General features: G+C 71.8%; 11 protein-coding genes. 3 read left to right on the top strand and 8 right to left on the bottom strand.

The window, feature by feature from the left end; genetic code table 11:
* Nucleotides 1–10: 10 nt before the first annotated feature.
* Genes QSK34_RS02115 through QSK34_RS02100 form a run of 4 tightly spaced genes read right to left on the bottom strand, consistent with a single transcriptional unit; the run spans nt 11 to nt 4428 of the window.
* Nucleotides 11–679 carry a response regulator transcription factor gene (locus QSK34_RS02115; RefSeq protein ID WP_285579266.1) on the bottom strand — a complete coding sequence of 223 codons (669 nt, stop codon included), beginning with the start codon at nt 677–679 and terminating at the stop codon, nt 11–13.
* A 14-nt stretch (nt 680–693) separates the two neighbouring features.
* Complete coding sequence (locus tag QSK34_RS02110) at nt 694–1746, bottom strand: threonine aldolase family protein (RefSeq protein WP_285579265.1); 1053 nt, start codon at nt 1744–1746, stop codon at nt 694–696.
* A complete protein-coding gene (locus QSK34_RS02105; protein ID WP_285579264.1) occupies nt 1736–2398 on the bottom strand; it encodes an SDR family NAD(P)-dependent oxidoreductase in 663 nt (220 codons plus the stop codon). The genes QSK34_RS02110 and QSK34_RS02105 overlap by 11 nt, the downstream gene beginning before the upstream one ends.
* A 2-nt stretch (nt 2399–2400) precedes the next feature.
* Nucleotides 2401–4428, bottom strand: a complete 2028-nt coding sequence (locus tag QSK34_RS02100) for a DUF6421 family protein (RefSeq protein ID WP_285579263.1) — start codon at nt 4426–4428, stop codon at nt 2401–2403.
* A gap of 172 nt (nt 4429–4600) precedes the next feature.
* Here QSK34_RS02100 and QSK34_RS02095 point away from each other — a divergent pair, with 172 nt between their 5' ends.
* A complete protein-coding gene (locus QSK34_RS02095) occupies nt 4601–5302 on the top strand; it encodes a hypothetical protein (RefSeq protein WP_161480278.1) in 702 nt (233 codons plus the stop codon).
* On the opposite strand, the gene QSK34_RS02090 is transcribed toward QSK34_RS02095, so the two are convergent.
* Together QSK34_RS02090 and QSK34_RS02085 are read right to left on the bottom strand one after the other, a co-directional pair.
* Nucleotides 5245–5910, bottom strand: a complete 666-nt coding sequence (locus QSK34_RS02090; protein ID WP_161480279.1) for a response regulator — start codon at nt 5908–5910, stop codon at nt 5245–5247. The two genes, QSK34_RS02095 and QSK34_RS02090, sit on opposite strands and share 58 nt — an antisense overlap.
* Entirely contained in the window at nt 5907–7055 is a 1149-nt protein-coding gene (locus QSK34_RS02085; RefSeq protein WP_285579262.1) for a sensor histidine kinase, read from the bottom strand. Before QSK34_RS02085 ends, QSK34_RS02090 begins: the two co-directional genes overlap by 4 nt.
* A 193-nt stretch (nt 7056–7248) precedes the next feature.
* Here QSK34_RS02085 and QSK34_RS02080 point away from each other — a divergent pair, with 193 nt between their 5' ends.
* Nucleotides 7249–8712, top strand: coding sequence for a S1C family serine protease (locus QSK34_RS02080; RefSeq protein ID WP_285579261.1), 1464 nt, complete (start codon nt 7249–7251; stop codon nt 8710–8712).
* Complete coding sequence (locus QSK34_RS02075; protein WP_285579259.1) at nt 8709–10349, top strand: serine/threonine-protein kinase; 1641 nt, start codon at nt 8709–8711, stop codon at nt 10347–10349. The genes QSK34_RS02080 and QSK34_RS02075 overlap by 4 nt, the downstream gene beginning before the upstream one ends.
* On the opposite strand, the gene QSK34_RS02070 is transcribed toward QSK34_RS02075, so the two are convergent.
* Together QSK34_RS02070 and QSK34_RS02065 are read right to left on the bottom strand one after the other, a co-directional pair.
* Nucleotides 10339–11115 carry an ABC transporter ATP-binding protein gene (locus QSK34_RS02070; protein WP_285579257.1) on the bottom strand — a complete coding sequence of 259 codons (777 nt, stop codon included), beginning with the start codon at nt 11113–11115 and terminating at the stop codon, nt 10339–10341. The two genes, QSK34_RS02075 and QSK34_RS02070, sit on opposite strands and share 11 nt — an antisense overlap.
* Nucleotides 11112–12119, bottom strand: coding sequence for a FecCD family ABC transporter permease (locus QSK34_RS02065; RefSeq protein ID WP_285579253.1), 1008 nt, complete (start codon nt 12117–12119; stop codon nt 11112–11114). Before QSK34_RS02065 ends, QSK34_RS02070 begins: the two co-directional genes overlap by 4 nt.
* Between the last annotated feature and the right edge of the window lie 101 nt (nt 12120–12220).

Below are 12220 nucleotides of genomic sequence, written 5' to 3'. Positions count from 1 at the left end.
GCTAAGGGTGTTACCCCTCCTGTTCCGACAGGTAGAGCAGCACGGCCAGCACCCGCCGGTTCACGTCGGGGGCGGCCTCCAGCCCGAGCTTGGCGAACACCACGCTGATGTGCTTCTCCACCGACTTCTCGCTCAGGTAGAGGGTCTCGCCGACGGCCGCGTTGCTCTTGCCCTGGGCGATCTGGGCCAGCACGTCGCGCTCACGGGGAGTGAGCGCGGCGAGCGGAGAGGCACGCCGCCGCAGCGAGTCGGCCAGGATGCCCTCGACGACGACCGGGTCGATGACCGACCCGCCGCGCGCCACCGCGCGGACCGCCTCGACGAGCTGGCCGGGCTCGCCCACCCGCTCCTTGAGCAGGTAGGCCCGCCCGGCGCTGCCGCCCGCCAGCAGCATCGTGGCGTAGGACGGCTCGGCGTACTGCGAGAGGACCACCACGCCCGTCGAGGGCGACCCGGCGCGCAGCTTCGTGGCGGCCTGGATGCCCTCGTCGGTGGACGTCGGCGGCATGCGGACGTCGGTGACCACGACGTCGGGCCGGTGGTCCGCGACGGCGGCGAGCAGCCCGCCGAGGTCGGCGCACGCGGCCACGACGCTCAGATCGGGATCGCGCGAGAGCACACGTTCCACGCCCTCGCGCATCAGCAGGTTGTCTTCGGCGATCACGACCCGTAACGGCACGGGGACAAGGTTATCTACCCGTCGGCGAGCGCCGCGACGAAGGCGTCCACGTCCTCCTCGGTGGTGTCGAACGAGCACATCCACCGCACCTCGCCCGTCTCCTGGTTCCAGGTGTAGAACGGGAAGTCCTTGCGGACCCGGTCGGCGACCTCACCGGGCAGGGTGGCGAAGACCGCGTTGGCCTGGGGCCGCCGCGACAGCGTGACGTGGGGGATCTCGGCGGCCTTCTCCGCCAGCCGCGCGGCCATGGTGTTGGCGTTGCGGGCGTTGCGCAACCATAGGTCGCCGGCGAGCAGCGCCTCGAACTGCGCCGACACGAACCGCATCTTGGAGGCGAGCTGCATGCTCGTCTTCCGGATGTACGGCAGCCCGCGCACCGCATCGGGGTTGAGCACGACCACGGCCTCCCCGAGCATCAGCCCGAGCTTGGTGCCGCCGAACGACACCACGTCGACCCCCACGTCGGTGGTCAGCGCCCGCAGCGGCACGTCGAGCGCGGCGGCGGCGTTGCAGAGCCGCGCCCCGTCGACGTGCACGACCATGCCGCGCGCGTGGGCGTGCTCGGTCAGCGCGGCGATCTCGTCGGGCGTGTAGACGGTGCCGAGCTCGGTGGCGTTGGTGATCGTCAGCACCCGGGGCTGGGCCCGGTGGACGTCGCCGAACCCCCACGCCTGGGTGCCGACCAGGTCGGGGGTGAGCTTCCCGTCGGGCGTGCGGACGGTGTGCAGCTTGAGGGAGCCGGTGACCTCGGGCGCGCCGCCCTCGTCGACGTGGACGTGGGCGGTGTCGGCGCAGACGACCGACTCCCACGGCTGGCACATGGCGCGCAGCGAGACCACGTTGGCGCCGGTGCCGTTGAAGACGGGGTAGGCCTCGGCCCGCTCGCCGAAGTGGCGGCGGAACACGTTCCGCAGCGCGGAGGTGTAGACGTCGTCGCCATAGGCGACCTGGTGGCCGCCGTTGGCGAGGGCGATCGCCTCCAGGATCTCGGGGTGGACGCCGGCGTAGTTGTCGCTGGCGAAGCCCTTCAGCGCCGGGTCGTGCCGCCGCACCGCGTCAGTTCCCATGGGCCGTCAGGTCCACTCTGAGGCCGTTGGCCTCGGTCACGGGCAGGTCCCACAGACCGGCCAGGGCGTCGGCGAGGTCGGCGACGTCGGTGAAGCCGCGGAACGGCTTCTCCGGCGCGGCCCGCCGCATCGCGTCGTGCACCAGCGCCATGACCACGACGATCGAGGCGGCCGCGTTGCTGCCCTTGAGCGCGTCGGCGAAGGCCAGCGTCCACGCCTCGGCGGCGGCCTTGGCGGCGGCGTAGCAGGCGTTGCCCTGGGTGGGGGCCTCGGCGGCCTTGGCCGACACGATCGCGAAGCGGCCGTCGTCGCCGGCCTTCAGCAGCGGCTCGAAGGCGAGCGTGACGTGCTGGAGGGTGCGGACCAGCAGGTCGTTGAGGTCGGCCCAGTCGTCGAGGCGCGTCTCGGCGAACGTCTTGGCCCCGCGCCAGCCGCCGACCAGGTGGAGGATCCCGTCGACGCGGCCGTGCTCGGCGCGGACGCGGGCCGCCAGGTCGCGCACCTGGTCGAGGTCGAGGAGGTCGACCTTGAGGCAGCCCTCGGCGCCCGAGCGGTCGACCCCGATGACGGTGTCGCCGAGGTCGGTGAACTTGCGCACCACGGCCCGCCCGGCGGGACCGCCCGCGCCCAGCACCAGAATGACGCGGCTCATCGTCAGCGCACACCCTTCGTCGATTCGATCACGTCGGCGAGCTTACGGCGCAGCGCCTCGTAGAACATGCTCAGGGGGAACTCGTCCGGCAGCACGGCGTCGACCATGGCCTTCTGCTCCTCCGGCAGGTCCCGCACGGCCCACTTCGAGGCCGGGTGGGGCGCGACGTAGGCGGCGACGAGGTCGTGGGCGGCCATCCAGTGGGCCAGCTTCGAGCGGTCGATGCCGTCGCGGTAGAGCTTCTCCACCTCGGCCCGCAGGTCGGCGACGCCGCCCGCGACCCGGTCCCAGGCGATCGACAGGCGGTTGTCGGTCCACCGGACGATGTCGTTGCGGTGCAGGTAGGCGAACAGGAGCTGGCCGCCGAGCCCGTCGTAGTTGCGCACCCGCGCGCCGGTGATCGGGAACCGGAACAGCCGGTCGAACAGGATCGCGAGCTGCACGTAGCGGGCGTGCGGCACGCCGTCGGCCTCCAGCTTCACGGCCTCGCCGAACGCGGTCAGGTCGCAGCGCAGCTCCTCCAGGCTGTAGAGCCAGTAGGGCATCCGCTGCTTGATCATGAACGGGTCGAACGGCAGGTCGCCGTGGGAGTGGGTGCGGTCGTGCACCAGGTCCCACATGGTGAAGGTCTCCTGGGCGAGCTCCTGGGAGGCGACCAGCCGGGCGGCGTCCGGCGGCAGGTCGAGTTTCAGGGTCGTGGCGGCGGCGCCGGTCACCATGCGGAAGCGGGCGGCCTCGCGGTCGCAGAAGATGCCGCCCCAGGTGAAGCGCGGCGGGGTCTCCCGGACCACCACGGTCTCCGGGAACAGCACGGCGGAGTCGGTGTCGTACCCGGCGGTGAAGTCGACGAAGGCGATCGGCACGAACATCGGGTTGTCGTAGCCCCCGGCCTCCAGGTCGGCCAGCCACTGCGGCCAGACGGTTCTGATCCAGACCGCCTCCAGGTGGCGGTTGGGGTTGCCGTTCTGGGTGTACATGGGGAACACCACGAGGTGCTCCAGCCCGTCGACGCGCTGCTCGTCGGGGTGGAAGGCGTTCAGCGAGTCGAGAAAGTCGGGTCTGCCGCCGGTCTCGGCCCACTTCGCCAGGTCCTTGCGCACCTCGGACAGGTAGACCTCGTCGTGCGGGAACCGGGGGGCCAGGGCGGCGACCTCCTCGGCGACCCGGGTGATCAGCGCGGTGTCGCCGGTGAAGGTGCCGTCCTTCTCCGTGTACGGCCTGAGCGCCTCGACGGCCTCCTTGAGCGCGGCGAACTCCGGCCGTCCGGCCGCGGCGGCCGTGCCGGCCTCGGGCGAGCGGGCCGCCCAGGTCACCAGGTTGCCCCACAGGCGGGCGTGGTCGAGGTCGCCGATCGAGTCGTCGCCGAACAGGTCGGAGTCGGCGACCACGACGACCCGGCCCTTCTTGAACGGCAGCGCGACGGCGAGCGCCGCGTTCGCCGGGGTGGCGCTGCCCGAGGTCCGGAACAGGGCGCTCGCCTCGGGGGCCTCCAGCACGCCGGCCCGGTAGAAGCAGGCCCGCTGAACCCCCGCCAGCACGTCGGCCCCGTCGATCGAGACGCGCACCGGCTCGCCGAGCACCCAGGAGGCCACGTTGTTGAACCGGTTGGCCGGGTCCTGGACGGTCGTATGCACGACGCTCACGCCGAAGCGGGACAGCAGATCACCCAGATTGGTGCCGTACTTCTCCTGCTCCTCCTCCGCGAGGACGACGAGCCCTCCCCCGGCCGCCACGAAGGCCTCGACCGCGTCGATCTCCTCGGTCGTGAACACAGGGCTGCCCAGACCGGTGGTGCGTTCCCAGCGCTGCGCCGACGGGTGGGCGATGACCAGCACGTCCTGCCCGTCGAGGACGAGCGGCCCGTCCGTGTGGGCGGAAACCTGGTGTCCCAGCCGGCGGAGAAGATCGGCCGCCCGGGCGTAGGAGTTGTCGTCGGGGTGGCCCGGGTTCATCGCCTGGGCGACGTCGCGCCGGATCGTCCATGCCTCGCTGTGACCCTCGTCGAACAGCACCTTAGGGAACGCAGTCATGAAGATTCTCCTGCTATCGATACCTCTTGACGAAAAATATATGCCAATGTCCGGATGTAACCGCAAGTCACTCTACGGAGTGACGGCGGATCACCCGCCTGACGGACGAAACCCCCGCCCCCGCGTCCGTAACGTCCGCCCCGTTGAGAGATACCCGAGGGGGAGACGAGAGATGTTCACGAGTTCCACCGGCTTCCGGCGCTGGGCCACCGGCCTGCTGCTGATCGTTTCGCCGTTGCTGCAGTTCGTCGCCGTCGTGGTCGACCCCGGCACCTGGGGCGACATCCGCGAGTCGGTCAGCTACCAGGACAACCCGGCCATGGCGCAGCTCCAGTCGGCGCTCTACCACTGGTCGTGGATGCTGCTCCCGGTCGCGCTGATCGGCGTGCTGCACTTCGCCCGCAAGCGGGGTGCGGTGCTCGCCCACATCGGCGGCACGATGGCCGTGGTCGGCTTCCTGGCGCTGTCGGCGCTGCTGATGGTCGACCCGGTCGAGTGGTACCTGGGGCAGCACAACACCCCCGAGCAGGCCGCGAAGATCTTCGACGAGATGTTCAACCTGCCCGGCGTGGTCTTCGGCTTCCAGATGCCGTGGTTGTTCTTCGGCCCGATCGGGGCCGGCCTGGTCGCCATCGCCCTGTGGCGGGCGAAGTTCGCCCCGCTGTGGACGACCATCCTGATCCTGATCGGCTGGTGGATCGGCTTCGTCCTGGAGTACGGCCCGGTCACGCTCGTCACCTGGGGCGTTCCGGTGATCGCCTTCGGCTACTGGGGAGTCAAGATCCTGCGCATGTCGGACGCGGAGTGGATCTCCTACTACCCGACCGCGCCGGGCGTCACCACGCCCGACTCGTACGCGAACACGACCGCCTGAGCGCGGTCGCGCAGGTTCAGCTTCATCAGCACCCGCGCCACATGGGTCTTGACCGTGGCCTCACCGACGAAGAGCGCGCTCGCGATCTCGGCGTTGGTGAGGCCCTTGGCGAGCATGCGGAGCACTTCCAGCTCACGCGGCGTCAGCTCGGCGAGCTGCGGCGGCCGGACCGGCTCGTGGCGGCCGGCGAAGGAGGCGATCACCCGCGTGGTGACCGCCGGGTCGAGCAGCCCGTCGCCGGCGGCGACCACCCTGATCGCCTCCACGAGCTGCTCGGGCGGCGACACCTTGAGCAGGAAGCCGCTGGTCCCGGCCCGCAGGGCGGCGTAGAGGTTCTCGTCGGTGTCGAAGGTGGTCAGCATGATGACCTTGGGCGGGCTGGGCGCGTCGAGCAGTTGGCGGGCGGCGGTCAGGCCGTCCATGCGCGGCATCGAGATGTCCATCAGGACGACGTCGGGCCGCACCCGGCGGGCCACCGCGACGGCCTCCACGCCGTCGGCGGCCTCGCCCACGACCTCCATGCCCGGCTCGCTCTCCACCACCATGCGGAGCCCGGCCCGGATCATGGCCTGGTCGTCGGCGAGGACGATCCTGATGCTCTCGCTCATACCAGGACGACCCCGGGAGACGTGGGCAGCACCGCGCAGACGCGGAACCCGCCCTCTTCGCGCGGCCCCGCGTCGAGCGTGCCGCCGAAGAGCTCGGCCCGCTCGCGCATGCCGATGAGGCCGTTGCCGGTCGACAACCCGGCGGCGCCGGCGGCCTTCCCGTTGTCGGTCACCTCCAGCGTGACCGAGAGCGGGTGGTACGTGATCTTGATCTGGACGTCGGCCTCGCCGGCGTACTTCACCGCGTTGGTGAGCGCCTCCTGCACGATCCGGTAGGCCGACAGGTCGAGGCCCGGCGCCAGCCGGACCGGCTCGCCGGTGACCGTCAGGGTGACCCGCAGGGCGGTGTTGCTGACCGTGGAGATGAGGTTCCGCACCATGTCGAGACCGGGCTGGGGCAGCGCCTCGTCCTGCGGCATGCGCAGCGCGCCCAGCATCACCCGCAGTTCGTTGACGGCGTCGCGGCCGGACTGCTCGATCCCGGCCAGCACGGGGTTCTCGCCGCCCTGCGCCCGCCGCAGCGCGGCGGCCTGCATGACCATCATGCTGACGCTGTGGGCGACCACGTCGTGCAGCTCTCGGGCGATCCGGCTGCGCTCGGCGGCGACCGCCTCGGCGGCCCGGCGCTCCCGCTCGACCTCGGCCAGCGCGGCCTGCCGGGCGGCCTTCTGGGCTCTGACCAGCCAGGCGCGCAGGCCCACGCCGGTCAGGTAGGCGAAGCCGAACAGGACGGTGAGAAAGATGATCTCGTCGACGGGCAGCGGCCGCATGTCGACCGCGCCGATGTCGAAGACGAAGATCCCGCCGAGCCCCCAGACGGCTCCCCGCTTCCACGACAGGTGGGCGCCCAGCGAGTGGAACGCGATCAGCAGCGCGATCTGCTGGTGCACCTGGCACATCTCGTAGCCCTGCCGGTGCCAGAGGAACTGGATCACCACGGTCGCCACGAAGACGATCACGGGCGACGTCCGGCGGAAGCAGAGCACGGCCCCCGCGATCAGGGCCTGCGGGATCCACCAGAGCTCGGGATTCTGGGCGGCGCCGTAGGAGGTCGCGGAGGTGAAGGCCTCAAGTATGCCGACGGCCGCGACGGCGGCGCCGATGAGGAGGTCGCTCCGTGAGGGCGCGGGGATGCGGAGGGCCATGGTGGCAGATTAGTGTGTCCCGGTCGCCCCGCGAAGCGGCAGGTCGCCACCTTCGATCCGATTGCAAGTGAAATGCAAGCCTTGGCGTGATCCTTGGCCGGTATCAGATGAGTTTCGGTGACCGTGTGAACTCTTGCCGGGGTTTCCGGCCACTGAGACGCTGGAATTCGTCGTCATCGGTAAGGAGGCGGACATGCCCCGCCTGGCTGTCATCGCGGGGCTCGGTGCCCTCGGTGTCCTGGGCATGCCCTTGTTGCATCCCCACCCCAGCGGATCGACCGACCGGGTCACCCCGGGAGCGGTCCGGGTGGAGTCCGAGTCCACGGTCTCCGTCACCCTCATCGACGACCGGGCCCGTCTTCAGCGCTTCGAGCGCGAATACGAGGTCGAACTGGCGACCGGCAGCGGATTCACGGTGACGCCCGACGGCGTGATCGTGACGGCGACCCAGGTCGTCCGGCCCGACAAGGACCTGCAGGTGTACGCCGCCAACCGAGTCTTCGCCGAGTACTTCAAGGTCGACATCCCGGCCGACTTCGACCGCCACACGGTCGACGACCCCGACCTCAACATCCGTCTCCAGGCCTGTTATCCGCCGCGCACCCAGAACTCGACCTGCAACGCCACGGTCGACACGAAGGTGACCGCCTTCCCCTATCTCGACCCGCCCCTGCCCGAGGGCCTCGACGCCGAGGTGCTCTCGGCGGGCGACGCACCGTCGGCCCCGGCGGTGCTGAAGGTCAACGCGGGTCCGAAGAACAACCTGCCGACCGTGCCGATGGGCACCACGATCAGCGCCCAGGTCGAGTCGGTCGACGTCATGACACTGGCCGCCCGCCCGTCGGCCAAGGCGCCGCCGAAGATGGACACGGCCCACTTCGACCCGCCGGGCAGCCGCAACTTCAAAGCGGCGGAACGTGACAAAATCGACAAACTCATCGAAGCAGGCGCGATCGGCGCGGCGGTGATCGACGACGGGAAGAGCGAGGTGGTCGGGGTGCTGTCGGGGGGCGGCAGCCTGCCCGCGACCGTGACGCCCGTCGACGAGATCCGCACCGCCCTGGTGGCGGCCGGGGTGACGCCCCGCCGGGGACCCGTCGACGTCGTCTACGAACAGGCGCTCGCCGCCTACCACAACAAGCTCTACGGCAACGCGGCGCCGGTGCTCCAGCAGGTGCTCACCCTGCGGCAGGACCACGCCGTGGCGCTCGAGTACCTGCGCATCTCGAAGGCCAAGGCGAACACCGCCGAGGACGCGGCGAAGAAGCAGTCCGCGCCCGTCCCCGTCCCGGCGCCCAAGCCGGGGGTGGCGTCGTGGATCTGGATCACCGGGGGTGTCGTGCTCGTGGGGGCCGTCGTGGCCGGGTCGGTGCCGTTCCTGCTGCGGCGCCGGCGCAACGGGGTGGATCAGCAGGACACATCGGGGGAGAACCACGCCTTGGTCACGTCATGGCCGGCCCAGACGGAGGTCTACCGCACTCCGAATCCCGGGCAGCCCGTCATGGACATCTCGCCTGCGGGAGGCCGGCCGCACGTCTCCGACCCCGGCTCGAACCCGGGCGGGGCGTCGAAGAAGTTCTGCACCCAGTGCGGCATGCGGCTGGGTCACGCCCACCGGTTCTGCGGCTTCTGCGGTCATCCGTCGGACGCGCCATGAGCGCTGAACTGCCGGCGCTGGTGGGTCAGCGGATCGGCGACTACACGATCGAGGCGGTGGTCGGCCGGGGCGGCATGGCCACCGTCTACCGCGCGCGCGACCAGCGGCTCGGCCGCGCGGTCGCGCTCAAGGTGCTGGCCCCGCAGCTGGCCGAGGACAGCCGGTTCCGCGACCGGTTCGTCCGCGAGTCGCGGCTGGTGGCCTCGATCGACCACCCGCACATCATCCCGATCTACGAGGCCGGCGAGCACGACGGGATGTTGTTCATCGCGATGCGCTACGTCGACGGCGGCAGCGACCTGCGCAAGCTGGTGCAGAGCAACGGCCCGCTGCCGGTGGCGCGGGCCAACCACCTGTTCTCGCAGATCGCCTCGGCCCTCGACGAGGCCCACGCGAACGGGCTGGTGCACCGCGACGTGAAGCCGGCCAACATCCTGGTCACCGGCAACGACCACGTCTACCTGACCGACTTCGGCCTCACCAAGAGCTCCTCGGCCGACACCGGCCTGACCAGCCACGGCCACTTCATGGGCACGCCGCGCTACGTCGCGCCGGAGCAGATCCGGGGGCTGCCGGTCGACGGCCGCGCCGACGGCTACGCCTTCGCGTGCGTCGTCTACGAGGCGCTGGCCGGGCTGCCGCCGTTCCAGCGCGACACCGAGCTGGCGCTGCTCTACGCGCACGTCTCCCACGACCCGCCGCCGCTGACCCCCTACCGTCCCGACCTGCCCCACGCGGTCAACCAGGTGCTGTCGCGGGCGTTGTCGAAGTCGCCGCTCGACCGCTACCCGACGTGCACGGCGTTCGTGTCGGCCCTGCGCGACGCGATCAGCGGCACCGAGGGCGACCTGCCCAGCCCGATCTCGGGCCCCCGGCAGTCGTGGCCGTCGCAGCCTCCGGGCACCGTCTACCAGAACCCGGTCTCCAACCCGCCCTACACGCATCCGTCGCACCCGTCGTACCCCTCGCGGGTGTCGCAGGTGGCGACGGCCCCGGCCGGGGTGCCGCAGAACAAGAGGTTCCCGCTGGTCCCGGTGATCGGCGGGGTGCTGGCGCTGGGCCTGATCGCGGCGGGCGCGGTCTACGTCGTGAGCCAGAGCGGCGGCGACGGCCAGGCGTCGTGGGACACCTTCCCGGGCAACGTCGCGGCCCCCTACAGCTTCGACCATCCGTCGACCTGGACCCGCAAGGACTACTCCGACCAGCACGTCACCATCGCGGCCTCGGCCGACGCCTTCGACGCGCTGTTCAGCGTGCCCGGCAACCCCGACTGGTCGGGGGTCAACCCGATCATCACCGGCTCCCCCGACAAGTCGAGCGGCGTGGTCGCCCAGACCACCGACACGATCTCGGCCAGCGACGCGCTGGAGTCGGTCCAGGCGGGCCTCCAGGCGACCCTGCCGGGAGTGGTGTCGATCCCGGCGCCGCCGTCGCCGACGACGGTGGGCGGGCAGCCCGGCTTCAAGGTCAGCGGCTTCCTGAGCGACGCGTCCGGCGTGGGGCGGCTCGACTTCCGCACCTACCTGGTGACCCGCACCGGCCAGCCGTCGGCGCTGATGACGTTCTTCTGCCCGACGGCCAAGTGTGACGACACGACGATCACGACGATCATCAGCAGCGTGAAGTTCACCCAGTAGGACGGCGCAGGTGCACGACCGGCCGTCCGGCCGGGCCGGCGCCGATGGTCACACGGGCGCCGAAGTGGCGGGTGACGAGGTCCTCGGTGAGCACCTCGCCGGGCCCGCCGGCCGCCACCGCCGTGCCGCCGCTCATCAGGAGCAGGTCGTCGGCGTACTGGGCGGCCAGGGTGAGGTCGTGGAGGGTGCTGACGACGGTGAGGCCGTCGTCGCGGCGCAGCCGGTCGACCAGCTCCAGCACCTGCTGCTGGTGGCCGAGGTCGAGCGCGGTGGTCGGCTCGTCGAGCAGCAGCACGGGCGCCTCCTGGGTGAGCGCGCGGGCCAGCACGACCCGCTGGCGCTCGCCGCCGCTGAGCCGTTCCAGGGGCCGCGCGGCCAGGCCGGTGAGGTCGAGGCGGTCGAGCACCGCGCGGACCGTCTCGGTGTCGCGGGCGCTCTCCCGCCCCCAGTAGGGGATGTACGGCGTGCGCCCCAGCAGGGCGTACTCGTGGACGGTCATGTCGGGCGGCAGCAGCGGGCTCTGCGGCGCGTAGGCCAGCAGCCGGGCCCGGTCGCGGGGCGCGAGGTCGCGTACCGGACGGCCTGCGACGGTGATCAGCCCCGTGCAGGGCAGCAGCCCCATGACGGCCTTGAGCAGGGTCGACTTCCCGGCCCCGTTGGGCCCGATGACGGCCAGCCAGCGGCCCTCGCGGGCGGTGGCCGTCACGCCGCGCAGCACCGGCCGCCCGCCGAGCTCCACGCCCACGCCGGTGATCTCGACGGTCACGTCTCCACCTTCCGGGTGGCCCGCAGGATGGTGACGAAGAACGGGGCCCCGACGAACGCGGTGACCACCCCGATGGGCAGTTCGGCGGGGGCCAGCACGGTCCGGGCGATCAGGTCGGCCGTCACCAGGAACGCCCCGCCCGCCAGCAGCGACAGCGGCAGCACCACGCGGTAGGACCCCCCGGCGAGCCGCCGGACCGCGTGGGGCACCACGACGCCGACGAACCCGATCAGCCCGCCGGCCGACACGGCGGCGGCGGTCGCCAGCGAGGCCGCGACCAGCACGACCAGCCGCACCCGCCCGGCCCGCACGCCCAGCGAGGAGGCCTCGTCGTCGCCGACCGAGAGCACGTCGAGCAGCCGCCCGTGCAGCAGCAGGATCGCGGCGGCCACCACGGCGTAGGGCGCGCACATGACGACCTGCTCCCACCCGCCGCCGACGTCGCCGAGGATCCACGCGTAGACCCGCTGCAGCTCCTCGACCTTGAGCTGCTGGAGGAACGTCTGGACGGCGGTCAGGAACGACGTCACCGCCACCCCCGCGAGCACCAGGGTCGCGGTGCCGCCGCCCCGGGTCGCGGTGTGCCCCAGCCCGTACGCGAGCAGCACCCCGCCCGCCGCCCCGCAGAAGGCCGCGAGGGGCACCGCCGCCCCGTCGCCCACGGCCACGATGACCAGCGTGACGGTCAGCCCGGCCCCGGCGGCGGCCCCCAGCAGGTAGGGGTCGGCCAGCGGGTTGCGGAACACGCCCTGGTACCCGGCGCCCGCGACGGCCAGCAGCCCGCCGACCATGGCGCCGAGCAGCACCCGGGGCAGCCGCAGCTCGAACAGCACCCCGGTCTCCAGCGGCGTCAGCCCGGAGTGGGCCGACACGAACGGCAACCGGTCGGCCAGCGCTAGCACCACACCCTTCAGGGGCAGCCCGGCCGCGCCGACCATGAGCCCGGCGGTCATACAGGCCGCCAGCACGACGGCGGCCCCCGCGAACATCACGCCCCTGCGCATCAGCGGGCAGCTCTGAAGGCGGCTGCGGGAAAGCCCCGGCAGAGACCGGCGCGACCGGCCGGCGCCCCCGCCCTGCGGAACCTCCGGAACAGGGCCGCGCG

This window comes from Herbidospora sp. NBRC 101105 (genome assembly GCF_030269205.1).
Classification (GTDB): Bacteria; Actinomycetota; Actinomycetes; order Streptosporangiales; family Streptosporangiaceae; genus Herbidospora; species Herbidospora solisilvae.
The sequence above is the reverse complement of the archived record's forward strand: the minus strand, read 5'-3'. Positions and strand labels throughout refer to the sequence as shown.

What these genes read in the sequence shown, in the direction of transcription:
- QSK34_RS02110 (WP_285579265.1), bottom strand. Translation starts at nt 1,746, where the DNA reads ATGGGAACTGACGCGGTGCGGCGGCACGACCCGGCGCTGAAGGGCTTC.
- QSK34_RS02105 (WP_285579264.1), bottom strand. Translation starts at nt 2,398, where the DNA reads ATGAGCCGCGTCATTCTGGTGCTGGGCGCGGGCGGTCCCGCCGGGCGG.
- QSK34_RS02100 (WP_285579263.1), bottom strand. Translation starts at nt 4,428, where the DNA reads ATGACTGCGTTCCCTAAGGTGCTGTTCGACGAGGGTCACAGCGAGGCA.
- QSK34_RS02095 (WP_161480278.1), top strand. Translation starts at nt 4,601, where the DNA reads ATGTTCACGAGTTCCACCGGCTTCCGGCGCTGGGCCACCGGCCTGCTG.
- QSK34_RS02090 (WP_161480279.1), bottom strand. Translation starts at nt 5,910, where the DNA reads ATGAGCGAGAGCATCAGGATCGTCCTCGCCGACGACCAGGCCATGATC.
- QSK34_RS02085 (WP_285579262.1), bottom strand. Translation starts at nt 7,055, where the DNA reads ATGGCCCTCCGCATCCCCGCGCCCTCACGGAGCGACCTCCTCATCGGC.
- QSK34_RS02080 (WP_285579261.1), top strand. Translation starts at nt 7,249, where the DNA reads ATGCCCCGCCTGGCTGTCATCGCGGGGCTCGGTGCCCTCGGTGTCCTG.
- QSK34_RS02075 (WP_285579259.1), top strand. Translation starts at nt 8,709, where the DNA reads ATGAGCGCTGAACTGCCGGCGCTGGTGGGTCAGCGGATCGGCGACTAC.
- QSK34_RS02065 (WP_285579253.1), bottom strand. Translation starts at nt 12,119, where the DNA reads ATGCGCAGGGGCGTGATGTTCGCGGGGGCCGCCGTCGTGCTGGCGGCC.